Origin of the sequence: Arminella tubonensis (assembly GCF_003240585.1) — a bacterium.
GTDB lineage: Bacteria > Pseudomonadota > Alphaproteobacteria > Rhizobiales > Rhizobiaceae > Rhizobium > Rhizobium tubonense.
This window is the reverse complement of record NZ_PCDP01000050.1, coordinates 22,022-45,670: the sequence shown is the minus strand read 5'-3', so window position 1 is coordinate 45,670 and position 23,649 is coordinate 22,022. Positions and strand designations below refer to the sequence as shown.

Annotated in this window: 26 protein-coding genes and 9 pseudogenes; 14 read left to right on the top strand and 21 right to left on the bottom strand. The window is 59.2% G+C overall.

Annotation, left to right across the window (positions count from 1 at the left end; translation table 11 throughout):
• The 11 genes and pseudogenes from CPY51_RS23385 to CPY51_RS33565 all read right to left on the bottom strand — a co-directional run.
• The coding region (locus CPY51_RS23385) for a transposase (protein ID WP_195909611.1) at positions 1-358 on the bottom strand (358 nt) is incomplete at its 3' end.
• A 73-nt stretch (positions 359-431) separates the two neighbouring features.
• Positions 432-701, bottom strand: a complete 270-nt coding sequence (locus CPY51_RS23380; RefSeq protein WP_111162625.1) for a hypothetical protein — start codon at positions 699-701, stop codon at positions 432-434.
• A 153-nt stretch (positions 702-854) separates the two neighbouring features.
• Positions 855-1,486 (bottom strand): annotated as a pseudogene (locus tag CPY51_RS23375) (class I SAM-dependent methyltransferase).
• A gap of 104 nt (positions 1,487-1,590) precedes the next feature.
• Positions 1,591-2,007, bottom strand: a complete 417-nt coding sequence (locus CPY51_RS23370; protein ID WP_111162623.1) for a nuclear transport factor 2 family protein — start codon at positions 2,005-2,007, stop codon at positions 1,591-1,593.
• A 105-nt stretch (positions 2,008-2,112) separates the two neighbouring features.
• Positions 2,113-2,865 (bottom strand): SDR family NAD(P)-dependent oxidoreductase, encoded by a 753-nt coding sequence (locus CPY51_RS23365; protein WP_111162622.1) that lies wholly within the window; start codon positions 2,863-2,865, stop codon positions 2,113-2,115.
• Between the two features lie 119 nt (positions 2,866-2,984).
• Positions 2,985-3,401 carry a nuclear transport factor 2 family protein gene (locus CPY51_RS23360; RefSeq protein ID WP_111162621.1) on the bottom strand — a complete coding sequence of 139 codons (417 nt, stop codon included), beginning with the start codon at positions 3,399-3,401 and terminating at the stop codon, positions 2,985-2,987.
• A gap of 43 nt (positions 3,402-3,444) precedes the next feature.
• Positions 3,445-4,038 (bottom strand): malonic semialdehyde reductase, encoded by a 594-nt coding sequence (locus CPY51_RS23355; RefSeq protein WP_111162620.1) that lies wholly within the window; start codon positions 4,036-4,038, stop codon positions 3,445-3,447.
• 62 nt (positions 4,039-4,100) lie between these two features.
• The gene (locus CPY51_RS23350) at positions 4,101-4,703 is read right to left on the bottom strand and encodes an NADPH-dependent F420 reductase (RefSeq protein WP_111162619.1); all 603 of its coding nucleotides are present in this window, start codon (positions 4,701-4,703) and stop codon (positions 4,101-4,103) included.
• Positions 4,704-4,796: 93 nt separating this feature from the next.
• Positions 4,797-5,210, bottom strand: a complete 414-nt coding sequence (locus CPY51_RS23345; protein ID WP_111162618.1) for a GFA family protein — start codon at positions 5,208-5,210, stop codon at positions 4,797-4,799.
• A 117-nt stretch (positions 5,211-5,327) separates the two neighbouring features.
• On the bottom strand, positions 5,328-6,062 hold the full coding sequence (locus CPY51_RS23340; protein WP_111162617.1) for an SDR family NAD(P)-dependent oxidoreductase: 735 nt from the start codon (positions 6,060-6,062) through the stop codon (positions 5,328-5,330).
• 511 nt (positions 6,063-6,573) lie between these two features.
• Complete coding sequence (locus tag CPY51_RS33565; protein WP_275540500.1) at positions 6,574-6,723, bottom strand: pirin-like C-terminal cupin domain-containing protein; 150 nt, start codon at positions 6,721-6,723, stop codon at positions 6,574-6,576.
• 418 nt (positions 6,724-7,141) lie between these two features.
• Between CPY51_RS33565 and CPY51_RS23330 the strand changes: the two genes are divergently transcribed.
• Positions 7,142-8,029, top strand: a complete 888-nt coding sequence (locus CPY51_RS23330; protein ID WP_111162615.1) for a helix-turn-helix transcriptional regulator — start codon at positions 7,142-7,144, stop codon at positions 8,027-8,029.
• 341 nt (positions 8,030-8,370) lie between these two features.
• Here CPY51_RS23330 and CPY51_RS23320 read toward each other — a convergent pair whose 3' ends face one another.
• Positions 8,371-9,369: an IS5 family transposase gene (locus tag CPY51_RS23320; protein ID WP_111162614.1), complete on the bottom strand. Its 999-nt coding sequence runs from the start codon at positions 9,367-9,369 to the stop codon at positions 8,371-8,373.
• 51 nt (positions 9,370-9,420) lie between these two features.
• A pseudogene (locus CPY51_RS23315) lies at positions 9,421-9,624 on the bottom strand (hypothetical protein); the annotation flags it as partial.
• A gap of 178 nt (positions 9,625-9,802) precedes the next feature.
• On the opposite strand from CPY51_RS23315, the gene CPY51_RS23310 reads away from it, so the two are divergent.
• From CPY51_RS23310 to CPY51_RS23295, 3 genes and pseudogenes are all read left to right on the top strand, one after another.
• A complete protein-coding gene (locus CPY51_RS23310) occupies positions 9,803-10,096 on the top strand; it encodes a type II toxin-antitoxin system Phd/YefM family antitoxin (protein WP_111162613.1) in 294 nt (97 codons plus the stop codon).
• Entirely contained in the window at positions 10,093-10,470 is a 378-nt protein-coding gene (locus CPY51_RS23305) for a type II toxin-antitoxin system VapC family toxin (protein WP_111162612.1), read from the top strand. Before CPY51_RS23310 ends, CPY51_RS23305 begins: the two co-directional genes overlap by 4 nt.
• Before the next feature lie 258 nt (positions 10,471-10,728).
• Positions 10,729-11,825 (top strand): annotated as a pseudogene (locus CPY51_RS23295) (site-specific integrase).
• 117 nt (positions 11,826-11,942) lie between these two features.
• Here CPY51_RS23295 and CPY51_RS23290 read toward each other — a convergent pair.
• Positions 11,943-12,145, bottom strand: a pseudogene (locus CPY51_RS23290) (IS630 family transposase); the annotation flags it as partial.
• Between CPY51_RS23290 and CPY51_RS23285 the strand changes: the two are divergent.
• Positions 12,141-12,257: pseudogene (locus CPY51_RS23285) on the top strand (DUF3095 family protein); the annotation flags it as partial. The pseudogenes CPY51_RS23290 and CPY51_RS23285 overlap by 5 nt on opposite strands.
• Before the next feature lie 198 nt (positions 12,258-12,455).
• On the opposite strand, the gene CPY51_RS32580 reads toward CPY51_RS23285, so the two are convergent.
• Both CPY51_RS32580 and CPY51_RS33560 read right to left on the bottom strand, forming a co-directional pair.
• Positions 12,456-12,596 carry a hypothetical protein gene (locus tag CPY51_RS32580; protein ID WP_154677743.1) on the bottom strand — a complete coding sequence of 47 codons (141 nt, stop codon included), beginning with the start codon at positions 12,594-12,596 and terminating at the stop codon, positions 12,456-12,458.
• Positions 12,597-13,118: 522 nt separating this feature from the next.
• A pseudogene (locus tag CPY51_RS33560) lies at positions 13,119-13,316 on the bottom strand (hypothetical protein); the annotation flags it as partial.
• A 73-nt stretch (positions 13,317-13,389) separates the two neighbouring features.
• On the opposite strand from CPY51_RS33560, the gene CPY51_RS32890 reads away from it, so the two are divergent.
• The 4 genes and pseudogenes from CPY51_RS32890 (at position 13,390) to CPY51_RS23265 (ending at position 15,405) form a co-directional block, all read left to right on the top strand.
• Positions 13,390-13,572 carry a hypothetical protein gene (locus tag CPY51_RS32890; protein WP_195909610.1) on the top strand — a complete coding sequence of 61 codons (183 nt, stop codon included), beginning with the start codon at positions 13,390-13,392 and terminating at the stop codon, positions 13,570-13,572.
• On the top strand, positions 13,560-13,808 hold the full coding sequence (locus CPY51_RS23275) for a FitA-like ribbon-helix-helix domain-containing protein (RefSeq protein ID WP_111162611.1): 249 nt from the start codon (positions 13,560-13,562) through the stop codon (positions 13,806-13,808). Before CPY51_RS32890 ends, CPY51_RS23275 begins: the two co-directional genes overlap by 13 nt.
• Positions 13,805-14,227, top strand: a complete 423-nt coding sequence (locus CPY51_RS23270) for a type II toxin-antitoxin system VapC family toxin (protein ID WP_111162610.1) — start codon at positions 13,805-13,807, stop codon at positions 14,225-14,227. The genes CPY51_RS23275 and CPY51_RS23270 overlap by 4 nt, the downstream gene beginning before the upstream one ends.
• Positions 14,228-14,231: 4 nt before the next feature.
• Positions 14,232-15,405: pseudogene (locus CPY51_RS23265) on the top strand (tyrosine-type recombinase/integrase).
• A gap of 94 nt (positions 15,406-15,499) precedes the next feature.
• Here the strand turns inward: CPY51_RS23265 and CPY51_RS34140 are convergent.
• Positions 15,500-15,871 (bottom strand): hypothetical protein, encoded by a 372-nt coding sequence (locus CPY51_RS34140; protein WP_111162629.1) that lies wholly within the window; start codon positions 15,869-15,871, stop codon positions 15,500-15,502.
• Between the two features lie 612 nt (positions 15,872-16,483).
• On the opposite strand from CPY51_RS34140, the pseudogene CPY51_RS23255 reads away from it, so the two are divergent.
• Positions 16,484-17,276 (top strand): annotated as a pseudogene (locus tag CPY51_RS23255) (recombinase family protein).
• A 157-nt stretch (positions 17,277-17,433) separates the two neighbouring features.
• Here CPY51_RS23255 and CPY51_RS23250 read toward each other — a convergent pair.
• A pseudogene (locus CPY51_RS23250) lies at positions 17,434-17,652 on the bottom strand (D-alanine--D-alanine ligase A); the annotation flags it as partial.
• A gap of 156 nt (positions 17,653-17,808) precedes the next feature.
• Here CPY51_RS23250 and CPY51_RS23245 point away from each other — a divergent pair.
• Together CPY51_RS23245 and CPY51_RS23240 are read left to right on the top strand one after the other, a co-directional pair.
• Complete coding sequence (locus CPY51_RS23245) at positions 17,809-18,048, top strand: type II toxin-antitoxin system VapB family antitoxin (RefSeq protein ID WP_111162609.1); 240 nt, start codon at positions 17,809-17,811, stop codon at positions 18,046-18,048.
• Positions 18,048-18,443 carry a type II toxin-antitoxin system VapC family toxin gene (locus CPY51_RS23240; RefSeq protein WP_111162608.1) on the top strand — a complete coding sequence of 132 codons (396 nt, stop codon included), beginning with the start codon at positions 18,048-18,050 and terminating at the stop codon, positions 18,441-18,443. Before CPY51_RS23245 ends, CPY51_RS23240 begins: the two co-directional genes overlap by 1 nt.
• On the opposite strand, the gene CPY51_RS34135 is transcribed toward CPY51_RS23240, so the two are convergent.
• Positions 18,380-19,036, bottom strand: a complete 657-nt coding sequence (locus CPY51_RS34135) for an ATP-dependent DNA ligase (RefSeq protein WP_420820730.1) — start codon at positions 19,034-19,036, stop codon at positions 18,380-18,382. The genes CPY51_RS23240 and CPY51_RS34135 overlap by 64 nt on opposite strands.
• Before the next feature lie 421 nt (positions 19,037-19,457).
• On the opposite strand from CPY51_RS34135, the gene CPY51_RS23230 reads away from it, so the two are divergent.
• Entirely contained in the window at positions 19,458-19,655 is a 198-nt protein-coding gene (locus tag CPY51_RS23230) for a type II toxin-antitoxin system TacA family antitoxin (RefSeq protein WP_420820729.1), read from the top strand.
• Positions 19,656-20,288: 633 nt separating this feature from the next.
• Here the strand turns inward: CPY51_RS23230 and CPY51_RS23225 are convergent.
• Positions 20,289-21,230 carry a HEPN domain-containing protein gene (locus CPY51_RS23225; RefSeq protein ID WP_111162607.1) on the bottom strand — a complete coding sequence of 314 codons (942 nt, stop codon included), beginning with the start codon at positions 21,228-21,230 and terminating at the stop codon, positions 20,289-20,291.
• A 355-nt stretch (positions 21,231-21,585) separates the two neighbouring features.
• A complete protein-coding gene (locus CPY51_RS23220; RefSeq protein WP_111162606.1) occupies positions 21,586-22,497 on the bottom strand; it encodes a LysR family transcriptional regulator in 912 nt (303 codons plus the stop codon).
• Positions 22,498-22,604: 107 nt separating this feature from the next.
• Here CPY51_RS23220 and CPY51_RS23215 point away from each other — a divergent pair, with 107 nt between their 5' ends.
• Positions 22,605-23,633 carry a zinc-dependent alcohol dehydrogenase family protein gene (locus tag CPY51_RS23215; RefSeq protein WP_111162605.1) on the top strand — a complete coding sequence of 343 codons (1,029 nt, stop codon included), beginning with the start codon at positions 22,605-22,607 and terminating at the stop codon, positions 23,631-23,633.
• Positions 23,634-23,649: the final 16 nt, after the last annotated feature.

Sequence of the window (23,649 nt, the reverse complement as noted above, 5' to 3'; positions counted from 1 at the left end):
GTTTGCTGAGCGATTGCCACGTCCGTGCCCGACGGCTGAGCGTGGTATGATCGGGGACAGGGAGTGCCAACCCCATCAATTGCAGTATCGATTTCAGAAAGCCTTCGGCCTGCCGCAACCGCAGGCCTGACACCATGCCCAGGGACAAGGCTGTCTCGATCGCAAGATCAGAATAGCGAGGCTGGCCACCACGGGTCTTGCGTCTTGGAGCTGACCACATCGCAAGCGCCTCCGGTGTCAGCCACAAGGTCAAGCCTCCACGTCGCCGAAGCCCCGCCTCATATTCCGACCAGTTCGTCACCTTGAACTTCATCTTGCCGATGTGATGACGGCGGGCGGCATTGCGTTTGAAAGGCATGACTGCGACAGACCGGCTATTGAGATCCCCGCTCGAATAAATCACGACAACTGAATGATCCGTGCACCAAAGCCTAGAGGAACCGGAGGGTTCTCAGCGTGTATTCGGCCGCCTCTTCGCGGCTGACAACTGAGCGAGCGACGCCGATCGGCAGGGCGCTGAAACCCATGCCGGTTGCGGCGATCGAAGCCGGCGCACCCACGCGGTTGCGGTCGCGGACAAGGCCGTTCTGTGGATTGACGACCTCGATAAAGTATTTAAACGAGGCATCTTGCAGATCGGCCAACAAGGATTGGCTCGACCAGTCTGCCTGTTCATCCGGCTTGAGGCTATCTCTGGCCATATTCCACTACCTTACGCTTTATCGAGGCGCCGCCTTGGACCGCTGGCCCCCAGATGGACTCATCCAAAGCCGACTTCGTGGCGGCAAGCTGTATTTGTGGGGCTCATATTCACCCATTGGGGGAGGTCGACATGAAGTCGGCGCCTTGACCTGTCAGGGCTTCACGAACCGAAGGCAAAACGATCGGTCTCGCCCTTGATCGATGGATCGAACACCTTGATCGAGTGCGGATCGACCTTGTTCGCGAGCGTGGTGCTTTGCGCGTCCAGCACGAAGCCGGCCGCCTCCACCTCCTCGCGGACGGACGCAGGGTCGATCCGATGCAGCGATTGTGCGTCGCTCGTGCCCGCCCCGGCGGCGGCAGCGTGGTCGACGATGACGTAGGACCCGCCGGGCTTCAGCCGCTCGTAGACGGCCCGATTGAACTCGGCCGCCGTCGCACCCTTCTTCTGGATCAGCGCGGTGTGGAGATCGTGATAGAAAAGGTGCAGCCACACGACATCCGCTGGCTGCGTGGCCTTCGGCATTGCCAGAAGGTCCGACGAGACGGCTTCGACGTTCTCTCGGCCCGGCTCCTTCGCGAGCCTCCCCATGAGGCCGACTGGATCGTTCTTGAAGTGGGCGACTTCGGCCGGTACGAAGTTATAGACCCGTCCTTCGGGACCCACGACGTCGGAGAAGAGACGGGTCCAGTCGCCGTCGCCTGGGTAGATATCGATGACGGTGGAGCCCTTTTTGGCTCGTGCGAACCGGATCAACTCGGATAGCTTGGATTGGTCGTACATCGGGATCTCCTTTATGGTTGGGCATTCGATGAGCGCGGCTTGCGAGGGGCGATTCGGGACTGATCCACCGTTTACACCGACCCGATGGCCGCAGATGGCCAGCGCTACGCCAGCCCGGACGCCTCCATCTCGGAGGCCCGCGCCAGTGCTTGCGTGTCGACATACTCCCGGATGTTCGTCAGTTTGTCGTTTCGAACAGTCATGGCGAAGACCCAATCGTCCTCGAACGTTCTATTCGTGGCTTTGACTGTCCCCCTAGCGAAACCGATGACCAGAACCCGGTCTCCCTGCGCAACGAACTCCGGGGGCTCTGGGAATGAAGTTTCCACCGTTTCGTTAGCCTTCTGAAGCAAATCCGCCAATTCTGCGTGCCCGCGATGCGTGCCTGCCAGCGGCCAGTCCTCGCCCGGAATGATCCACTCGATATCTTCCGCGGATACCGCCAGAAGACCTTGCTTATCGCGGCGGCCGAGTGCCGCAAGAAAATCCTTTACAATCTGGACATTCTTTTCGATGCTCATCGAAATCTCTCCTTTTCCTTTACATGGATCGTCTAAGCTTCAGCGCGAAAGCTCTGACACCACTGCTATTTTTTCGATTTCTCTCACAACTTGATCTGCTGCGTATTAGACCTGCGCCAAGCCTCCATCGACGGGGAGATCTATACCGGTGATGAAAGAGCTTTCATCGGAGGCGAGGAATACGACGGCAGCTGCGATTTCCTCGGGCTTGCCCCTGCGACCCATTGGAATCTGCGAGGCGAACTGGACGGCCGCTTGCTTGGCCTGTTCGGCGGTAAGGCCCGTCGTCTTCTCTAAGGCCGGGGTATCGATTGGCCCGGGGCTCACACAATTTACGCGGATCTTGCGGTCTTTCAGCTCCATAGTCCAAGCACGCGCGAAGTTGCGCACAGCCGCCTTACTCGCGGCGTAGGCGCTAAACCCTGGGGACCCCAACACGTTCGTGACCGAAGAGGTCATGATAATCGAGCCGCCATCTTTGAATAGGGGAAGGGCCTTCTGCACCGTAAAGAACAGTCCCTTTACGTTCACGTCGAAGGTCTGGTCGAAATGTGCCTCGGTAGCCGCCTCAAGTGGTGCGATTGTACCGGCGCCCGCGTTGGCGAAGAGTACATCGATGTGACCATGCTTCTCTTTCACGACGGCATAGAGCCGGTCCAGATCTTCCAAGCGTGACACGTCGCCCACGACCGTCGTAAGGTTTCTCTTGATGATGGCTGCCGCCTCCTTCAGCTCTTTCTCTCGTCGCCCAGTGATCACGACGTGCGCACCTTCTTCCACGAAGCGCTTGGCTGTGGCCAAGCCAATACCGCTCGATCCCCCCGTGATGACTGCGACCTTACCGTCTAGCTTTCCCATGACTTTTCCTTTCATTGTTTTCTAATTATCTTCGGGAGGGCATTCATGCCCCGTTGCGATGCAAATCCCCCGATTCCCCGCGAACCCTACCCCGAACCGATGGCCGCAGACGGCCAACGCTACGCCGGCCCGGAGGCGTCCATCTCGGAGGCCCGCGCCAGCGCTTGGGTGTCGATGTACTCCCGGATCTTCGTCACCTTGCCGTTTTGAACGGTAATGGCGAAGACCCAGTCGTCCTTGAACGGCTTGTTCGTTGCTTTGATTTCCCCGGTAGCGACGCCGACGACCATTACTCGATCCCCCTGCGCCACGAATTCAGGGGGTTCTGGGTATGTCATTTCTATCTCTTCGGACGCCTTCTGAAGCACAACCGCCAATCCGGCATGCCCGCGGTGCGTACCGGCCAGCGGCCAGTACTCGCCCGGAATGATCCACTCAATATCTTCGGCGACCAAAGCGAGCAGACCTTGCTTGTCGCCGCTTCCCATTGCTGCAAAGAAATCCTTTACAATCTGGACGTTCTCTTCGATGCTCATAAAACTTCTCCATTCCTCGGATCGCGTCCGATCTACTCCATGGTTAGGCCCAACGACCGACCTCCTCAAAACTAAGGCGAGGATTGCGCGGAAACACGGAAGTTGGATCGCCGTAGCCAATGCTGCAGATAAAGTTCGACTGGATTCGCGTGCTGGAAAAAAAGACCCTATCCACGCCAGCATTGTCGAAGCCCGACATGGGGCCGCAGTCCAGTCCCAACGCCCGCGCCGCGATGATGAGGTAAGCGCCTTGCAGCGTTCCGTTCCGCACCGCCGTCACCTCGGCCAACCCCGGCGCCGCAAAGTACTGCTGCATGACCTCAGCAGCGTGAGGCAAAAGCTTTGGGAGCTCGGCGGCGAAATCCAAATCGTGGCCGATGATGACCGTGACCGGGGCCTGTAGAATTTTCGGCTTATTCGGTTCCGTAGCCAGTCCGGCGAGCGTTGCCTTTCCGTAGGCGCTACGCACCCAAACCAAACGCGCGGGGCTGCAGTTCGCAGAAGTCGGCCCCCATTTCATGAGGTCATAGATCTCGCGAACCGTAGCGTCTTCCACGGGACGGTCGGCCCAGCCGTTAAAGGTGCGAGCGGAACGAAAGATCTGATCGAGCGAGTGGTCCGGTAACGCGGCGGTCATGGATAGATCACTTTCTGATTAGATGCAGACTAGGTAATCGCGGCGACATCGGCGATCGCCATTCATGAGTGGAACTTGACCAGGTCCTTAAAGATCAGTTGACCCCAGCTCTTTCCGCGCGCCTGCACTAGCAGTCCACCTTCCGACAGCCCGCCAAGTTTGATCGGCGAGAAACCGAGATTTTCCGCAAGCGCACCAATCTCCGCTGCCGCAGCGTCATCGTCACTCGCCAGGAACACGACTCTCCTGCCGCCGTGTACGGCCGGATCCTGGGCAAGGACCGCGGCGCCCAAATGGTTGAAGCCCTTGACCAGTCTTGCACCAGAGAAAGCCCGCGCGATGAACTTCGAAGAAGGCTGTCCTCCCAGGTCCTCTGGGGGTACGCCGTAGGCATTCGTCACATCGACGATGGTCTTCCCCTGCCAGGTGGGAAGCGCCTTTGCCACATCCGGGTGCGCCTCGAAACGGACAGCCAGAAACACGATATCCGCCTTGACGGCTTCCGCCAGCGTTTTGGTAATGATCATTTTTCCGATCGCGGCTGCGGCGGATGCAAAGCTTTCCGGTTCGCGCGTGGTTGCGACGGAGACTTCGATGCCGTTGCGGGCGAACGCCTTGGCCAGGGCCTGGCCGATATTGCCGAAGCCGATAATTGCGTAGGTCATAATTACTTCTCCATTCCTCGGATCGGATCGGATCGTGTCCGATCATCACTTGCACTGTTGTTCTGCGCATCGTGTGGACGCGTTAAACCAAGTTCACAGGAGGCGCGTGTCGGCCGGCTCATGCTTAAGGTCGTCGTGACGACCGTCGTTATATTTCAACGACTTGACGAGTTGATCGGCGTCCAGCTCAATACCGTCCAGCGTGGCGATAGCCACAGCGTAGAACTTACCGCCGTTTCCCTCTGCGAAAGTGCGGACACCACAGGTCTTGCAGAAGCGATAGTGAAGGTGGGCCTCAGATTTGCCAGGCGGTATCCATGTGTAATCGGCCTGCTGGTCCTCGCCTCTTTCGACTTTAAAATCTTCAGGCTGCACGATCGCGAACCAAAAACGCGACTTGGTGCAAATCGAGCAGTTGCAGCGCGTCGTTCCTTTATCGAAGTCAATCTTGGCCTCGAAAGCGACTGCACCGCAGTGACACGAGCCGTGGTAAGTTTTCTTCGCCATCGTGTTTCCTTGATCGGCTTGAGTAGAGGGTGGGAAAGAGTGACAGTCTTTCCGCTTAGTTACAGAGCCCTACGGCGCTCCGAACGATCGAGCGGAGCGCCTGGTGGGCGTGGTGCGTTAGAGTTGCGCCAGGCCGCCGTCGACGGCGACTTCGCTGGCCGTCATGAAGCTGCTGTCATCTGACGCAAGAAAGGCGGCCACGGCCCCGATCTCCGCTGGATCGCCCATGCGCTGGAGCGGCGTCATCGCGCCGTAGGCCTTCTGACCCTCCTCGCCCAGCGCCTCCTTCGCGAGTTCGGTCGCCGTCGCCCCAGGCGACAGTACGTTGATCCGGATGCCGGTGCCCTTCAGGTCCTCCGCCCAGGTCCGCGCGAGGTTACGCACTGCCGCCTTGCTCGCGCTGTAGGCAGTGAAACCCGGAGCGCCCGTGGTGCCGGCGCTCGATCCGGTCAGGATGATCGAACCGCCATGGCCCATCAGTGGCAGCGCCTTCTGGACCGTGAAAATCGTGCCCTTCACATTGGTTTCGAAGGTTTCGTCGATGTGCCTGGCGGTGATTTGGCCGAGCGGAAGCGGGCTTCCGGCCCCGGCATTTGCGAAGACAATGTCGAGCGTTCCGCGCTCTGCCTTCACCGTCGCATAGAGGCGATCAAGGTCAGCCTCATCCGAGACCGAGCCCTTCACAGCGCGGGCATTGGGTCCCAGCTCGGCCACAGCGGCGTCGAGCGCTTCCTGCCGGCGGCCGTAGATGAAGACGAAGGCGCCTTCCTCGATGAAGCGCTTTGCCGCGGCGCGGCCGATGCCGGTAGCGCCGCCGGTGATCACGGCGGTCTTTCCATTCAATCTGGTCATGTCGTGCATCCTTCGTAGGTTGGAGTGTAGTTCGTCTTGATCGATAAACCCGAAGAAGGAAGACTTGGCGCTTGATCAAGTTCGGATTTCCATGTCCGCGAGCGGTGTTGAGCTGAGTGCTAGTCTCCAGCGGCCTGCGCCGTAGCGGGTTTACGGTCAGGAGCATGGGGAATCCTTAGCTGGTGCCAGATCCCCCGGCCTTCATGCGCTCGAACTAGAGCGCGGCGGTATCGCGAAATCCCCTTCTTGCGCGTGTTGGGGTGGCGCTCGGCCTGGGACGCGAGGATTTCGCGCCTGGGCTTGGAGGCCAGCGCGAGGAGGGGTTCGACAAATAGTCGATCATCCACTGTCCAGCGGAGCCTAACCGGCGATCGGCGAGGCAGACAATGCAAAAAGCCGCGTGTGTCGCGGCCGAGGCGAAGGCAACCAAGAGCGGTGGACGGCGCCGAGGCAGAGGAAACGACAGTGCAGCGCGAACGCGTCCCCTTCGTAACCGGGGCCAGCCTCATCCTCAGAACCGTCCGGCGCGGAAGTCGGCGAAGGCCTGTTGGACTTCATCCTGCGTGTTCATGACAAACGGCCCGCCGAATGCGACCGGCTCTTTCAAAGGCCGGCCCGAGAACACGAGAAGCCGGACCGGCGCGGCGTCAGCCCTCAGCACGAGCTCGGACGGTCCTGACTCATCCGATCGTGTCAGCCAGGTACCGTCACGCTGCGGCGCGCAGCTTCGTTTCAGCCGCCAACACCGCCTTGACCGTAGCTCGCGCCTCGACGCGCTGCTTGAGAATTTGAACCTTCGGCTACTTGCTAAGGTCAGCCACCCCCAGCGTCGTCACCCACGTCGTCATAGCGAAACTATAATCAAGGGGTGTTTTGCAATCCCGTGCAAGTTCCGAGCACATTCCGGTTCAGGTGTGAACACGGAATCTTGAGCGACCTGGAACAAGTAACAGTGCCACTTTGACGTTATTAGGGAACTAAGAGGATGCCCAGGCGTTTGCTGGAATCGAAGCAGTGCGTCTGGCGCAGGAATCCACTCATTGGAATTTGGCAATTTACACCTCATTTGGATCTGACGAATGAAACCCGCCCCGGAACAGATGAAACCGGTCGCGGAAACGATTGCTGCGTTCGGCGCGCCGGTTTTCATGCATGCCGTGGGTGACGGGCCGTCACCCACGGCTGTGATCGCGCGCTGGCGTCATCACGGTGCAGAATTCGACGTCACTGCGTCCGATGCCCTCTGCGTCGCGATCAGTATGCAAGATGTCAAGTACATCTGGCAGCAGACGGGCAAGGTTGCAGATCGTGCGGATATCGGGGTTGGTAGCCTCTCGGTGCTGCCGCCACACGAAGGCATCAGAGTGTCGGTCCAAGGCGAAGCCGATGTCTTGCGGATCTTTCTCCGCGAGACTTTTCTCGACGCTGCGGTCGATGGGCAGTTTGCCTGTTTAGCGTTGTTCAACTCGCATGACAGCGAATTGCTGGCTGCGGCAATGCAGCTTTTCGTCGCGGCAACACGAGGGGACCCGGACGATTCACTTCTCCTCGAATCCGGTGTCCATCGCCTGGCGGCCCGCCTGGTGGATCGGGATGGTCGCCAGGCGTCCGGGCCCGCGCGCGGCGGCCTTGCCCGCACGGCTCGCCGCCGGGTCGACGACATGGTCATCGCCGCGCTAGACGACACGACGAGCCAGTCGCTCACCCTCGGTGCACTGGCCAGCGCTGCATGCTTGAGTGTCAACCACTTCATCCGAGCTTTCCACCAACAGACGGGTGTGACGCCGCATCGCCACGTCGTCCTTCGCAGGCTCGAGCGAGCGATCGCATTATTGAAAAAGCCGGGCATTTCCGTCGGCGAGGTGGCGGATGGCGTGGGCTTCGCGACGCCAGCGCATTTCGTCGCCACGTTCAGGCGAACACTGGGCGTGACGCCTGGCGCATTCCGGGCCGCTCTCCTGCGTTGATCAGTCGTCCGGGCGCTGGAAGGCTGCGGCACACCCGCTGACCGCGGAGATGGCCTTCGCGGTCCTCCTCAGCCACTGCCGTGTCGGCAGGTCCAATCGCGCCTTGCCGGGGCGGTGTTGCACGGATCAAATTTGGGGTGAGATAACCCTACCCCCGGCGCATTTCATGCAACGGGCTTGAAATGGGGACGACCGAGTTCGGTCATCCGGTTGAGAACACGGACGCCGATCTTGGCTTCAGTCTTCTGATTGTCGAAGTGTCTCGCCTTGAGTTTCGGTCCGATCACGGCTTTGGTGCACGGCTCGGCAAGTGGCCGCAATTCAGTTTTTGATGGGGTTGGTCATTTCGATGTCGCCGTCATTGCCTTGCAACGAACGGATCTCGGGCGTGCGCATACGAGCATTCGGTTGAGAGCGGCAACACCCAGAGCAACCTCGGTCTGCTGAGCGGGGAATGAACGGGCACGCAAACGCCGACCGATGATTCCCTTGTAGCGACCCATCGCTGTTTCTACCAAAGCCCGCTTGCCGTAACCGGTGGTCGCCTGCCATTTCAGCCGACCACCGGCCTGGATTGATGCGACGTGACAATCCCGTTGGTTTGGCGGCTCAGCGTCCTGTCTTGCCACCGCCGTTGAGCGCGGTGGAATGACGATCTTTGCTTGCACGCTGTGGCGCAGGACCGCGTTGTAGGTTGGATCTCCATCATAGGCGCCATCACCAGTGAACTGGCCAATGTCATCTTCAATTTGGCCGAGCAACGGCTCCACCTGCGAGCCATCGCTCGTGTCCTGATCTGTCAGGCTATGAGCAATGACCTCGCCACTATCGGCATCAAGCGCCAGATGCAGTTTGCGCCAGCCACGGTGGGACTTGGCACCATGCTTTTCTTCCAGCCATTGGCCTGCGCCATAGATTTTCAACCCGGTACTATCGACCAGCACGTGAAGTGGACCATCCGGCAGAGGCTGACAATTGCTACGCCTGGCGGACGGGCTCCAGGTTCCTGCCCGACGGCTGAGTGTTGTGTGGTCAGGCGCCGGCAGATCCAACCCCATCAGCGCAAGCACGGAGCTCAAAAATCCTTCGCTCTGCCGCAGCCGCAGTCCGAATACCAGGCCCAGCGTCAGCGTCGTCTCGATGGCGAGATCCGAATAACGCGGCTGGCCTCCTCTTGTCTTGCGTCGTGGCGCAGCCCAACCGTCAACAGCCTCCGACGTCACCCAAAGGGTCAGACTGCCACGTTGGCGCAGACCCGCATCATACTCGGCCCAGTTCGTCACCTTGAACTTCATCTTGCCAACGTGATGACGGCGAGCGGCGTTATGTTTGTGTGGCATGGATGATCAATCACGGTGATTTCGATCGCAACCACATAAGCGGAAACCGTTTAAATTTGATCCGTGCACCAGCGCCCCGTCGATCCACAGCGAGGCGCAGGCGTCGGCGAAATGCGATCGTTCGATCCAGCCCGCGCCCACGGCTGAGCGGGCGATGCGCTCGTCGAGACGGGCGAGTGCGATGCCGGCGTCCGAAATCGGTCGCAGCAAGGTTTGGATGGGCAATTTGGCGAGATCGTAAGGCATTGAAATTATGGTAAATGATTTACTAAAGGAACTCTATCTGAATATTACAGTTCCTCACATGGTATGATCGGAGGTTACCGTCCTAACCATCGATAAGTATCGCTTATCGGAGGGGACGCGTACACGTAGCTTGTACGTTTTGTGATTCCATGATACGGTGCGCTTACGTCCAAATTCGGAGCTCGCAATGCCCCAGACCAGCTACAAGATCAGCGAAGCCCGCAAGAAGTTCGCAGAAGTGCTCGAGCGCGCCAACCGGGGCGAGGAAATCGTCATCATGCGCGGCAACGAGGTTTATGCCCGTATCGGCCCCGCAGCCGATGGCGGAAAGCGTCCTTTTGGCCTGCTGCGCCACCGTGGCCTGCCCGACGACCTGTTCGATATCAACGATGCCGAGCAGGCCGCGATCGACGCCGGCGACTGGAATGATGATACCGGCGTCTGGCAAGGCAAATCCAACGGTAACGAAAGCACGCAATGAAAGTCCTGCTCGACAGCCATGCCATCTACTGGTGGACGATTGGCAGCGATCGGCTCTCCATGAGGGCACGGACGTTCATCGAGGACAGAGCCAACTCTGTCCTCGTCAGCGCAGTGTCCTTTTATGAGCTGGACAACAAGATGCGCCTGAACAAGCTCGACCTCAAGCCACAGGAACTGCGGGCAGCCGTCACAGCCAGCGGCCTGCAGACGTTGGCCATCAGTGATCTGCATGCCGAACTGGCAGCAAGCTTCGATTGGGATCACCGCGATCCGTGGGACCGCATTCTTGCTGCCCAGGCGCGGCTGGAGCATTGCACTTTTGTCTCCACCGATGGGGCGTTCGACGCAATTCTGCATGAGCGGGTCTGGTAGAAGAAAGAGCTGATGAAGATCTTCGCGAGATCTGACGAGGCGACCGAACAGCTTGAGGAGCCCATCTCTATCGCCCAGAGCAACCATGAGGTGATCATTTGCCGAGGAGGCGTACCCGTTGCGGTGTTAACAGCCGGTGCGGGAGGATTTCGATCGTCGCAGCGACAGGTTCTGGGCTCTGATGGCTGAAGGACGACCTGCGGATGACAGACAAACGTCCAACCACGATGACTATTACGACGAGAACGGATTGCCAGAATGACAAGTTCCTCTTCACGTTCGATCGATAAACGCCTCGAGACGTTGGACACAATCGCCGCCGTCCTGTCGATCGACCGCCGCGACGAACTGGCAGAGCTGCTGACCGATCAGGATGTCGAAACGCTGCGCCATCTGGTCAACGCGGGCATGGGCGAGAACACGCTGCGCGCACTCACTTCGGACCTTGCCTATCTGCAAGCCTGGTCGCTGGCCGCGACCGATGCTTCCCTCCCCTGGCCAGCACCCGAGGCCATGCTGCTCAAATTTGTGGCCCACCACCTCTGGCAGCCCGAACAGCGCGACATCGATCCTCATCACGGAATGCCAGCCGATGTAGAGCAAAGCCTGCGGGACCAGCGGTTCCTTCGATCGTCCGGGCCGCATGCGCCCGACACGGTGCGCCGGCGGCTTGCCAGCTGGTCGACGCTGACGAAGTGGTGCGGCCTCGACGGCGCGTTTGGCTCGCCATCTGTGAAGTCGGCCATCCGCCTCGCCATCCGCGCCACGCCCCGTCCAAGGAAACGCAAAAGCGCAAAGGCGGTCACCGGCGACGTCCTGGCGAAATTGCTCTTGACCTGCAGTACCGATGGTCTTCGTGACATCCGCGACCGGGCAATTTTGATGGTCGCCTTTGCCTCTGGCGGGCGCCGGCGCAGCGAGATTGCCGGGCTGCGATGCGAACAGCTGACCGTCGAGCCACCGATCGAGATTCCGGATGGCCCTCCCCTCCCCTCTCTCGCCATCCATCTGGGCCGCACCAAGACCAGTGGCGCCGACGAGGACGAGCTCGTGTATCTGACCGGTCGGCCGGCGGAGGCGCTGAATGCCTGGCTTGCTGCGGGCAAGATCGATAGCGGCAGTGTGTTTCGAAAGGTCGATCGCTGGGGCAATGTTTCGAAGCGGGCACTGGAACCGAGTGCGGTTAACCAGATCGTCAAGCAGCGGGCGGCGATGGCGGGGCTGGAGTCTGGGGAGTTTTCGGCACACGGGTTGCGATCGGGCTATCTGACGGAAGCTGCCAACCGCGGCATTCCACTGGCTGAGCGATGCAACAGTCGCTGCATAAGTCTGTCACGCAAGCGGCAAGCTATTAAAACAACGCGGCGCGGCGGAGTGGCCGCGCTACGCGGATGCTTTGAGCACGGTGCCCCCTACTTTAGTGCTTGTGGCTATGAAGCTATTCGTCGCTAAAGACAATTTCCGAGGATTAGCTAGTCGATTGATTCCAACGTTTGGTGCCACGCTTGACGGCCGCAATGATCTCATCGGGGTCGGCTTTCCAGATGAATGGCGTTGGCTCCTGATTGTGCTCTTTGATGAAGCGGTTGATAGCTGCCTGCAGGTCGACGACGGAATGAAAGACGCCGTATTTCAACCGTCGACGCGTCAGTTTTGCAAAGAAGCCCTCAACTGAGGCGTTGATGACTTGCTTCGTTCCGACGATATCGGCGCGCGACCACGTGCATTTCATCGATGGAGCAAGTGGAGGCTACGCCATGGCTGCCACTCAACTGAAGACAGGCTGACGGCACGATCCAAGCTGCCAGCCTGGTTCGCTTGTCATCATCGCGAGCACAGAGGCGAAAGGTTGCGTTGTACTGCCTGCATTCTTGCCGTCGGAACTTGCGAGTATGGTGAAGCAACGGCCGGATTGAGGGCTCAACTGCTCGAGACACGTACCGCTCCAAGAGCCCGTTAAAAACGGGGGGATTACCCCGTGAGAATCAGTCGTCGACGAAATCGACGGTGTTTCTGCAATGAGTGATCCATTTCCCGACAAGGGTGATGAGGCGTGTCGACACACGGGCGAGAATAAAGCTCGCGTCGGCCGCGCTTTCGACGAGATCGTGGCGTGCGCATGCCATCTGTCACGTCTCCGCAGTTGCACTTAATTTGAGAATCTCGTCGCACCAAATCTCAGATTATCTGCCAAACGAGATCCAAACAGCCGCATTCTTGCGTTTAACTGCCAAACGACACGGCCCGCCGATTGTTCACCAGCAACAACCGTCCCGGAGATCGAGAATGAAATTGCGGCCGGTCGTCTCCACCATCTTCAATTCGATGAAGTGCCGCTCACGGGCATCATTCACGCTGTTCATCTCGGGAACCGGGGAATGCGGCCAGCCGTGCGCCAACTGCTGGATTGGCTAAAGAATGCCGCGCAAAAGCTAGCGCAGGTCTCACTTGCCAAGGTAAGCGATTGAATGGGGATGACCTGTTCACCCTGGTGTCGGCGCTCGGCTGGCTCGTCGACCTACCCTCGTTCGCGGCATTCCGATCGCCGCGAGGTGGGCGGAACATGTAGGGCTTGAAGTCAGCCGACAGTCGCAAGCCGGATCGCAATCGCCCTGACCCAACCGGGCGCCGTTAATCGGCCGCCTTGATCAAAGCCCCTGCACCCCCCGCGCAAGCGCCCTTGTCATGAGGAGCCCGGCCACGACCACCGGGATGACTGCCCAGTAGGCGAATCGAATGCCAATATGCTCGGCAATAAAACCCAGCAGCGGCGGGCCGGCGAATAACACGACGAACGTTGTCTGACCTAAAGCGGCAACGTTGACAGATGTCGGGCGATCCGTATCAAGTATCGATAGTGATGATTTGGCGGCACAGAGCGGGTGAAGTTGGGGGAAATCACAGCCCCACGAGCCATCGATGCGGAAGCAAAAAACCTTTCCCTCCCCCGCCGCCCGCCGCACCGAGGAAGGAGCCGATTCAGCGGCCGCCAAAAGCTCCTATGACAAAGTCCGCCTTGAACCCACCGCTGACGTTGAAAAGTGTGCAATCAATGATTACAATGCCATCATTGATGAATGGAGGACCTCGTGGCAAGCATGACCATCCGCAATATCGATGACGCGCTCAAGCAGCGTCTGCGCGTCCGCGCGGCCACGCATGGTCGCTCGATGGAGGACGAAGCGCGCGATATTCTCCGGGTCGCACTGGCTGCAAGCGAAAAGCCGGCTCGCAATCTCGCCGAGACCATCCGCGCGCGCCTGACGCCGGTCGGCGGCGTCGACCTCGATATTCCGGCCCGTGAGGCTATTCGCGACGCCCCGGATTTCGGGCAGTGATCATTCTCGACACCAACGTCATTTCGGAGCTGCTGACGCCGTCCCCAAACACGGCCGTCATCGAATGGTTGGCAGCGCTGCCGCCGCTGTCGGTGTTCACGACCGCAGTCACCGAGGCTGAAATCCTTTATGGACTGCGACTTCTGCCAGAAGGCCGCCGCCGCCGTGATCTGGAGGCGGCCATCTCGCCGATTTTTGGCGAGGATCTGTTTGGACGTGTGCTGCCGTTTGATCGTGACGCGGCGGATCTCTATGCCACCATCGCCACGGATCGTCGCAGCGCCGGCCGGCCCATCAGCCAGTTCGACGCGCAGATCGCGGCTATCGCGCTATCGCGCGGTGCCTCGGTAGCGACACGCAATGTCTCTGATTTCGAGGGCATCGGCTTGGTGATCGTCAATCCGTGGAAGGACCATTAAATAGATGGCAGCAGCAACGACATTTCCAGCTATTCAGCAGCCTGATGCGTTGCGACGGGCCGGAGAGCTGGACGCGCTCGACGCCATCCTGCCGTTCGATCGGCGCGAGCAGCTGGCCGAACTTCTCACTGACGACGACGTCGCGACCTTGAAGCATCTTGCCCGCGAAGGCATGGGCGACAACACCATGCGGGCGCTGGCCTCCGATCTGGCCTATCTCGAAGCCTGGTGCGGTGTTGCGACCGGCACTCCCCTTCCCTGGCCAGCGCCGGAAAGCCTGCTGCTGAAATTCGTGGCGCATCACCTCTGGGACAGGGCCGAGCGCGAAACCAATCCCGAGCACGGTATGCCGGAGGACGTGGCGATCGCCCTCAGGCTCAAAAGGCTACTGAGAAGCACCGGACCGCATGCGCCCGCCACCGTCCGTCGGCGGTTGCGAGCTGGTCGATCCTGACGCGCTGGCGGGGATCGACGGGCGCGTTCTCGGCGCCGTCGCTCAAAAGCGCGCTGCGGTTGGCCGTCAAGGCCAGCGATCGGCCGAGGCAGCGAAAAAGCAAGAAGGCGGTCACCGGCGATATTCTCACCAAGCTGCTGGCGACCTGCGCTAGTGACAGGCTGGTCGACCTGCGCGATCGCGCGCTGCTGCTGACGGCCTTTGCTTCCGGTGGCCGGCGGCGCTCGGAGGTGGCAAATCTGCGGTTCGAGGATCTGCTCGACGACGATCCGGTCCGGACCATCGCCAACGATGCCGCCTCCCCTCTCCCACCCTGCCTCACCATCTGTCTCGGTCGCACCAAGACCACGAAGGCCGACGACAACGAACATGTCGTGCTGATCGGCCGTCCGGTCACCGCCCTGAAACAATGGCATGCGGAAAGCAGCATCGACAGCGGACCGCTATTCAGGCGGATCGACCAGTGGGGCAATCTCGACCGACGGTCGCTGACGCCGCAATCGATCGACCTGATCCTCAAGACCCGGATATTGCGGGCGGGCTTCGACCCGTCGCAATTTTCCGCCCATGGCCTGCGTTCCGGTTATCTGACGGAGGCAGCCAATCGCGGCATTGCGCTTGCCGAGGCGATGCAGCAATCCTTGCACAAATCAGTCACCCAGGCGGCAAGCTACTATAACAACGCCGAACGCAAGATGGGCCGGCGGCGCGGCTGGTCATTTGACGGAACGGACCTCAAATCGCACGGTTGGCGCAAAAGTTCCACGGGGGCAATTCAGGTCGCCCTCATGGAACGCTGGAGGCCTACGTGGTCTGCATCAACGCCAGCCACTGTCGTAACGATAGCCCGAGCCATCGAAATCGCGATAGCCGGAGTCGTCCTCATAACGCGGACCCCTGCTGTACCGGTAGCCCGAGCTAGTATAGTCGCGATAACCGACACGACCTTCGTAACGCGGGCCGTTGCTGTAACCTCCTCCATCGTCGTACTGTGGACGATCCCTGTCGTTGATGAGAGCACCGGCAACCAGGCCACCAATGACCCCTGCTGCCAGCCCACCAACGATGGCAGCACCCCTGTCGCCGTGGCGGTGACTGCGATAGTCATGTGCGCTCGCGTCGCCATAGGACGCGAAGATGCTGCCGGTCGCGACCAATGTAGCAAGTGTCGAGAGAATGATCTTTTTCATCGGCTACTCCATCAAAGCCTGGGTTGGAAGGTAAGGCTCTTTCTGGTTACTTGATGACATTAGCGCGCTGAACAGGCTGTGAATGTTGCGTTTCGCTGCCGTTCATCGGCCGGTGGAGTTAAAGCCCCCACGCCATTGGCTGTGGTAGAAACCAATCGATCATCGGCCTTGGGGTAACCTCGATAGTCAAAGCTCTGGTTGGTCTTACTTAGCCAACAGAGAGATGCATATCGCCTAGAAAAGCCCGCTCAAGCATCTATCCCGGCATCAATGCGCGAGCAAAACCATGATACTTCCATTCGAACACAGAGTTTTGCAGCATTTCGACTGTGCAAGGCCACCGGCTGGCGTTCCGCAGCCAAAATGGGTCGCTGGGCTGTCCTCGACTAGAAAACGCGCTGTGCGACCTTCCTTTTTGGTCATAAAACACGTTTACAAAGGCCCCTTTTCTCACCCATTTCTTATCAGTACAAACACCTCTAAAAACGGGTCGAGAAATTAATGGCGAAAGCGATAAAGGCCAGTCCCCTCCCCTCGCCCAAAGACTGATCTGATACGCGCGCGTTTCGACATTCGACCGACGATCAGCTCCATGACGCGCAGGTTGACGAATTGCGGACAGCTGGCTGCCACCGCATCCGGTGCGTCACGCGCAAGACCGGTCCTTACCAAGCTGCTGAAGGACCTCAGCGCCGGCGACGTGCTCGTCGTCGTTCGCATCGATCGCCTCGCCCGATCGGTCAGCCATCTGCTCGACGTCATCGAAGATCTCAAGAAACGGGGCGTGCATTTCCGCTCCCTGCGCGATCCGATCGACACATCCACGCCGCAGGGTATGTTTTCCTGGCAGGTGCTCGGCGCCGTGGGCCAGCTCGAACGTGCCCTCATCGCGGAATGAACCAAGTCCGGCATGCAGGCCGCCAAGGCGCGCGGCAGGCTTGCTAGCAATCCCGAGCTTCAGGAACGCCGGCCATAGGCCGTGCGGACGGTCTCGGCCGCTCGCGGGCGCGCCTATCTGGACGAACTAATTGTGTCGGCGCAGACATGGCTGCCGACCGTGCGGCAGCTACGCCCACAGCATAGCTGGGACGATGTCGTCCGGATCCTCAATCGGAAAGGTCATGACTGGATGGTCGAACGCCTGCGTCGTGCAGCCCGCCGTATGGTGAGCCAGAAGCTCGCCGAGCCGGAATTGCTTGCCCGCTCTCCTCGGCGACCACCGGAGGACCATCTGATGCGGCTGGTTGCCGGGATCGCCATCGCCGATCTTGATCTGTCGCTGCGCATTGCCGCCCAATTGGATCAGACGCATGAGCGACCGCGACGTGGGGGACGAAAGTGGCAGCCGTCTTCCGTCAGGGCGCTGCTAGACGAGGCCCGTCGCTTCAGCCATGTCCGCCGTTAAGAGCCTGGTTCATGGCGCTGCGAAGAGCCTGTCGCGCGAGCGCGCCTTCGTGACAGTAATCTTCACCCGCTCGGTGCTTGCCATGATTTGTGTCGCCAAAACGGTGATATTCAATGTCCGTTCGTGGCCTGAGCTTTGAGCCGGTACCCTGCTATTTTCAGGCTACCCGTCCAGCCCGAGCCAAGCCATGTGCGGCAAGACGGTCAATGATTTCGGGATGGCTGACGCCGCTAGCTGCCGTCGCCTTGGAACACATGCTGATATTGGTGAAGCCCTGAATGGTGTTCGCCTCGTTCACAAGGAACTGCATGTCCGCCGTCAGAAAGAAGTCGACACGCGCCATGCCATCGCGGCCGAGATCCCTGAGTGCCTTCGCCACCTGCGAGGCGTGGCTGCGGCACGCTGGGTTCCTAGCCGACCCTTTGGCTCCGTTCCGACGGCGGAATTTTCCTTTCAGTGGGCTCTCGCAACAAGACAGAGACAGTGCTATCTATACGTGACTGTCTATACGTATAGAACAATGGAGATGGAAATGGCGTTTTCTGTCAAGGACGAAGCGACCGACACTGCGGTCCGCCGACTGGCCAAACTCAAGAGCAAGAGCCTGACCGACACTATCCGTGAAGCGGTCGAACACGAATATCAACGCGCTCGCGGCGAGGTTCCGCTCACCGAGCGACTAGAGCACCTGTCCGAGCGCTATCGTGCCTTTCCGGCAAGCGGAGTGCAAGCCGATAAGGCGTTTTTTGATGACTTGTCAGGAGATGCATAGTGTTTGTGGATGCATCCGCCATCATCGGTATTATCGGTGACGAGGACGACCGGCTTTCCCTCTCCGCCCGACTTGCCCAGGCCAGCAAGGTCTATGTGTCACCGATTGTCCTTTACGAGGCTACAGCCGGGCTTGCCCGGAAACCGGCTTGCCCGATCGAGCAGGCGGAAGAGCTAGTCGACCTCTTCGTCGAGGAAACATCCGCCCAGATAATCCAGATCAGCGTGGCCATCGGCCGCGAAGCCATCAAGGCCTTCCGGATTTACGGAAAGGGTCGTCACAAGGCCGACCTCAACATGGGCGACTGTTTTGCCTATGCCTGCGCGCGGGCCTATCGCATTCCACTGCTGTTCAAGGGCAACGACTTTGCGCACACCGACATTTTAGTCGGGTGATGGAGCGTGAAGATGAGGGACATGGAAGCCGGTGAAAACGGATCGTTGCCGATCACGCCATCATCTCCCCTGGCTGGCATTTCCTCGCAAAGCGAGCAGCGGGCATCCCGGAACATCTTGCCGAGCTCAGCGATAAGGCACGTGAGTAATGTGGCTATAGCGGGCCACCCTTCATAGCTCTGGATTCTGACGGCCTCTGTGTTTGGCGAGGATGCCTTCGATGCCGTGCTCGCAGGCACTCGCAAGACACCACCGCCTGCTTCAACGTGTTCGGAGAGGCGTATAATGCCGGCTTCCTCCTCCAAAAAATCCTCGAGCAAATGCCGACGTTCCGTCTGTTCCATTCCAGGCTGACCATGGCCATCGAAATACAAGAGATCAATAACGTAGAACACCGCCTCGTTGGACGGCTGCTTACCCCCTCGCCCACCCAGCGATAGCAAGGCGCTGAAATCCGACCTCGCCTCGTCGTCGAGAACGATAGCTTCTCCGTCGAGAATGGCGGTCGCGACCGCAAATGCCTTGGCGGCTTTGCGATCGAAATAATCCTGATTTGGACGGTCTATGCGCGTCACGGCGATGGTTATATTCATGTTGTTCACTACCCGCCAGACTTCATAGCGCCAAGCGTCCACGCCCCCAAACCAAAGTGCGCCTGCCGGCCCCTTCAAATGGTACGTCAGCCGGGAGGGACATGCCGAAGAAAGCGCCGACGTCCGTGAGATGATGTTGCATCCTGCCCCTACCTGCCCGCCCCACGACCAACGCCATTGATCGATGATCATTCCAGGTAACGAGAGCCACTGAACGCCTCATCTACGGCATTGGTTGCCCCACCAGATTGCTGGAGGCGTCTTCCCCTTCTCCCGATCTGATAGCATCTCCTAGACATGCAAGTTGCGTACGGAATAAATCCGTACCATATCAGCGTTGATGAAGGAGAAGTGTTATGGCCCGTCCACTGACCGAAACCAATGATCGCATCGAGCTTAGAATCCCGCCTGAGGAAAAGCGGTGATTGTGCGTGCCGCTGCACTCGAACACCTCAATGTGACGGGTTTTATCCTCCGCACGGTGCTGCCAAAGGCACGTGAACTCGTCGAAAAGGCCGAACATCTGAAACTCTCCGAGCGTGATACGAAGCGTGTTCTCGACCTTCTGGAAAACCCACCGACTCCAACTGAACGCCTCATCCGGGCTGCGCGTGCTTGACAAAACGTCGCGCGAGTTCCCATGACTGGCGAGATCTGCCGATTAGCAAGGCCCATGATCGCAATCGTTTCGATTGCGGGGACGTTGCCCTCAACACCTATCTGACCCGATATGCCCGGCAAAAACCACGAGAATGGCGGGGCTAAGACCTTCGTTGCGGTGACGGCAGAGCAGCCGACTGTCATCCTCGGCTTCTACACGCTCAGCCCGGCTTCCCTTGAATATGCACGCACGAGATTTTGGCTTCGATTTCGGCACTTAACTTGAGATTCCCCGCTGTGGACAAAATGGCTGCTTCGGGCAGGCTTGATCAGAAAAGGCAAATAACACAAAATCTTATTGCCGAATCTGAAGGCGTAAGACGCCGATATCGCACCGAAAAATCTCAGGTTATGTGCCGAGCCCTGCCGGAACGGACGCATTCTCACGGTTAAGTGGCAAGCGACATTATCGGTCGTTCATGGGTGAGGGCAAAAACGCCATGGCGAAATAGTCCAGGCCTAGATGGTCGGTGACGCGCTCGATGCTGACCAAGAGTTCAGGTTTGTTCTGCCGCCTTCTCACAGGATGTGAGAAATTCGCACAGAATATCCATCTACATTCGGCTCAAAACCAAACGGCCAGCAGTAATCGCTAGCCACCTACCTCCAGCCGCTCCCGGCAGATTTGGTCGACAAGATGTTGCAGGATCTTGGCCCGTTCGGTCAGCCATTCAAGCTCTTCGACCGTGATATTATACTGTGAGGAATAGCGCGCCTCGACATAGGCACGCGATAGCAGTTCAAATCGGCGGCGGACGATACGGGTGTCGCGCGGCCACGCGGCAATCAGGCGGTTATCGATGTCCTCCGCCTTGGATCGCAGGGTCTTTATGCGATGGAGTTTGGGGCTGTAAAGCGTCAATGTCAGCAAGAGGCAGTGGTAGAAGCGCTCGGTAGTTTGATGAAGAAGAAAAGCCGTTTCATTTGGAAAGGCTCGATCCATGGCGTCAGACGCAAGAGCTAACATACGGCTCGCGCCGTCAAACCACTGATCGAAGTTCGCCTGTGCCTCATTCCTAGAGGCCTCCGGTGTCAGCGGTTTCGGCTCGGCAAGCGGGTGCCCCGGCGCCTCATAGAGGATCTTACCGTCGCGGGCGATGTCGATGAAGAAAGGTCGGCCGCGTGCCAATTGATCGTTGACGTCTGCAAGGCTGTGAACGATCGGCACGACGGGGGTGTGGATATGGTGGGCGATCTGCGCCTGGATGAGCCGCTCGTCAAGAGCGAGCCAAAGATCTTCTTCCTGGGCAAAGCCTTCGCGATTGACGACGATCAGAAGATCATAGTCTGAACGATAGCCGCTGGCGCGATCCTCGACCCAATCGCCTCGGGCATAGGAGCCGTAAAGGATGACCTTCAGGATCTTGCCGCCGGTCTTGCGATCGGACTGCTTGTGCGCCTGGAAGGTCTGCACCTCGTCGAACAGGATTTCCAAGACGCGGGCGAGCTCACGTCTCTTGTTGGCGGGTAGATGGTCGAGCGTATCGGTCAATGTCAAAGCCGCATCAAAATCTTCATGGGGAATCGTATCCATCCTAGTGGCTCGCTGCTAACAAGGGACATAATCTTTTTACGTGCATATCTCCGCAAGAGCAACTAAAACAGAGAAGCGACCACGTTGTTAGTAGCATCTATTTGCGATCGTTGATCTCGAGACGCGTCAGCCGTGTGGTGGCAACTGGGGAAGACGTAGGTGCTGCGTTAAGATCGCTCCCGAAATCGATGGCATTCGGGTTAGGGTGAAAGCTATAATCTGAGCATATGCGTTCGCATGGAATGTGAACCGTTAAAACATTGGCGAACCGTTGCCAAAACTCGAAGATCTTGAACTGATCTGGACTAGCGGCCCATAATTAGCATTGGTGCCTGACATGGTGAGGGCGCGGGATTCACACGGCTATCGAAGAGCCAGGGTTCGGCAGTTTCAGCGCGATTTCATCTATGGCGGCCCGTACACGGGTGGGCAGGTGGGTTCCGTCAGGCCACACTGCCCAGACCTTGGACACATAAGGAGGCATCTCCCGCATCACCCCCACGAGTTCTCCCGCATCGACCCGTTTCCGAACGAGCCAAGACGGCAGCCAACTCAGTCCCAAGCCACTTGCCGCGGCGTCCGCTATGGCGTCAATGTCATCAAGCCGGAACCGAGAAACTGGAGTGAACTCGCGGATGGCACCCTCATGCTCTAGCATCCAGGATTGCACCCGCCCGCCTCGGGAGTAGGTGACAGTGTCGTGGTCGGTGAGGTCCAGGGCCGTCACCGGAATACCTCGTTTCTCGAGATAGGCCGGCGCGGCGTAGATCATCGTCTCCTCGTAGCCGACTCGACGAACTCGCATGCCCGCACCGTTGCCCGGCGAGCCATTGCGGATCGCGAGGTCGTACCCGTCTTCCAGCAGATCGACTTTACGGTCGCTGAAATTGAGTTCCAGTTCGAGGTCGACGTTGTCTCGCGCCAGTTGCGTCAGGATCGGAGCCACGCACATTCGGCCGAAAAGCGCCGGCATCGACACACGGAGCTTTCCGCGCGGGACGCTGAGGCCCGAATCCAGCGCTGCTTCTACGGAGCGAAGTTCCGCCATTGCCCTTTGACAATGCTCGTAGAAAAGCTGTCCTTCCGCAGTGACATTCTGATGGCGGGTCGTTCGGTCGAACAGCCTGACCTTCAGGCCGATTTCCAGACGGCTGACTGCTCTGCCCACCGAGGACCGCGACAGGTTCAGCTTCCGGCCAGCTTCTGAAAAGCCTCCGGTCTCGACCGCACACATGAAGACAGGAATATCGTTCATCGAAACTGCCATAGCGCCATTGTAGCGTTTCACGCACCATAGTCGAGCGCAAACGGCTCAACTGTCGCAATAATCGAGATGGTACCATCCTTTCATCGATTAAAGAAAGGATCACGATCATGCAGCAGCTTATGAACCGTTGGGAACTGTCGGCCATCGGCCAGGAAAACCTGAGCCTCAGGCAAGTGCCGTTCCCGGCGTTTGGTGAAGACGAGGTCCTCGTCAAGGTCAACGCGGTCGCGCTCAATTTCCGCGACCAGGACGTCATCGCTGGACGCATGGGCGAGTTCAACTGGCCTTTGACCATTGCCTCTGACATGTCGGGCACCGTCGTCGCAGTGGGGAAGTCCGTCACGCAGCTCGCCGTCGGGAACCGCGTCCTCTCGACATTCTTTCCGGATTGGAAGGATGGACCTCCCCTCGGTTCCGGTCACCATCCAAATTACGTGTCGCTTGGCGGCCACCATCCAGGCGTCCTGTCAGAATACGTCATGTTTCCGGCCGGTTGGCTGACCAGGGGGCCATCCTCGCTCGACGAGGCCGAAGCCAGCACCCTGCCGTGCGCCGGTCTCACCGCCTGGTACGCGCTTGTCGAACTCGGCCGCGTCGAGAAGGGCCAAACGGTCCTGATCGAAGGGACGGGCGGCGTCGCGATCTTCGGCGCGCAGATCGCCAAGGCGAAGGGCGCGACGGTGATCCTCGTTTCCGGCAGCGACGAGAAGCTCGAGAGGGCGAAGACGCTGGGGTTGGCTGATTTCGTAATTAACCGTACTCGCGAAGACTGGGTCGAGAAGGTCTACGACATCACTTCGGACCGCGGCGTCGATCACGTTCTCGAAATCGTTGGCGGACCTCACCTGGCGAAGGCTCTCTCAGCCGTGGCACCCGGTGGCCGTATATCGATGATCGGTGTCCTCGGAGGCGGCCAGTTGTCAGCGTCCGTTGGCCCGCTCCTCCTGAAGGGTCCCGTCATTCAGGGCATCGCCGTTGGTCATCAGCGTGCGCAGGAAAACCTCGTGAAGGCGGTCGATGAACTACAGATCAAGCCTGTCATCGACGCCCGATATGGCCTGTCGGACCTCTCGTCGGCTCTCGAACATCTCAATCGTGGTGCCTTCGGCAAGATCGTCATCGACTTCTCGCTTTGACCCAACCGTTCCCAAA

Coding starts and splice junctions, on each gene's coding strand:
- CPY51_RS34135 (WP_420820730.1), bottom strand. CDS start 19,036: ATGAATATAACCATCGCCGTGACGCGCATAGACCGTCCAAATCAGGAT.
- CPY51_RS23320 (WP_111162614.1), bottom strand. CDS start 9,369: ATGCCACACAAACATAACGCCGCTCGCCGTCATCACGTTGGCAAGATG.
- CPY51_RS23360 (WP_111162621.1), bottom strand. CDS start 3,401: ATGAGCATCGAAGAGAACGTCCAGATTGTAAAGGATTTCTTTGCAGCA.
- CPY51_RS23220 (WP_111162606.1), bottom strand. CDS start 22,497: ATGGCAGTTTCGATGAACGATATTCCTGTCTTCATGTGTGCGGTCGAG.
- CPY51_RS23225 (WP_111162607.1), bottom strand. CDS start 21,230: ATGGATACGATTCCCCATGAAGATTTTGATGCGGCTTTGACATTGACC.
- CPY51_RS23350 (WP_111162619.1), bottom strand. CDS start 4,703: ATGACCTACGCAATTATCGGCTTCGGCAATATCGGCCAGGCCCTGGCC.
- CPY51_RS23355 (WP_111162620.1), bottom strand. CDS start 4,038: ATGACCGCCGCGTTACCGGACCACTCGCTCGATCAGATCTTTCGTTCC.
- CPY51_RS23370 (WP_111162623.1), bottom strand. CDS start 2,007: ATGAGCATCGAAAAGAATGTCCAGATTGTAAAGGATTTTCTTGCGGCA.
- CPY51_RS32580 (WP_154677743.1), bottom strand. CDS start 12,596: ATGGCATGCGCACGCCACGATCTCGTCGAAAGCGCGGCCGACGCGAGC.
- CPY51_RS23305 (WP_111162612.1), top strand. CDS start 10,093: ATGAAAGTCCTGCTCGACAGCCATGCCATCTACTGGTGGACGATTGGC.
- CPY51_RS23345 (WP_111162618.1), bottom strand. CDS start 5,210: ATGGCGAAGAAAACTTACCACGGCTCGTGTCACTGCGGTGCAGTCGCT.
- CPY51_RS23340 (WP_111162617.1), bottom strand. CDS start 6,062: ATGACCAGATTGAATGGAAAGACCGCCGTGATCACCGGCGGCGCTACC.
- CPY51_RS32890 (WP_195909610.1), top strand. CDS start 13,390: ATGCGGAAGCAAAAAACCTTTCCCTCCCCCGCCGCCCGCCGCACCGAG.
- CPY51_RS23380 (WP_111162625.1), bottom strand. CDS start 701: ATGGCCAGAGATAGCCTCAAGCCGGATGAACAGGCAGACTGGTCGAGC.
- CPY51_RS23245 (WP_111162609.1), top strand. CDS start 17,809: ATGGCGTTTTCTGTCAAGGACGAAGCGACCGACACTGCGGTCCGCCGA.
- CPY51_RS23365 (WP_111162622.1), bottom strand. CDS start 2,865: ATGGGAAAGCTAGACGGTAAGGTCGCAGTCATCACGGGGGGATCGAGC.
- CPY51_RS23330 (WP_111162615.1), top strand. CDS start 7,142: ATGAAACCCGCCCCGGAACAGATGAAACCGGTCGCGGAAACGATTGCT.
- CPY51_RS34140 (WP_111162629.1), bottom strand. CDS start 15,871: ATGAAAAAGATCATTCTCTCGACACTTGCTACATTGGTCGCGACCGGC.
- CPY51_RS23215 (WP_111162605.1), top strand. CDS start 22,605: ATGCAGCAGCTTATGAACCGTTGGGAACTGTCGGCCATCGGCCAGGAA.
- CPY51_RS23310 (WP_111162613.1), top strand. CDS start 9,803: ATGCCCCAGACCAGCTACAAGATCAGCGAAGCCCGCAAGAAGTTCGCA.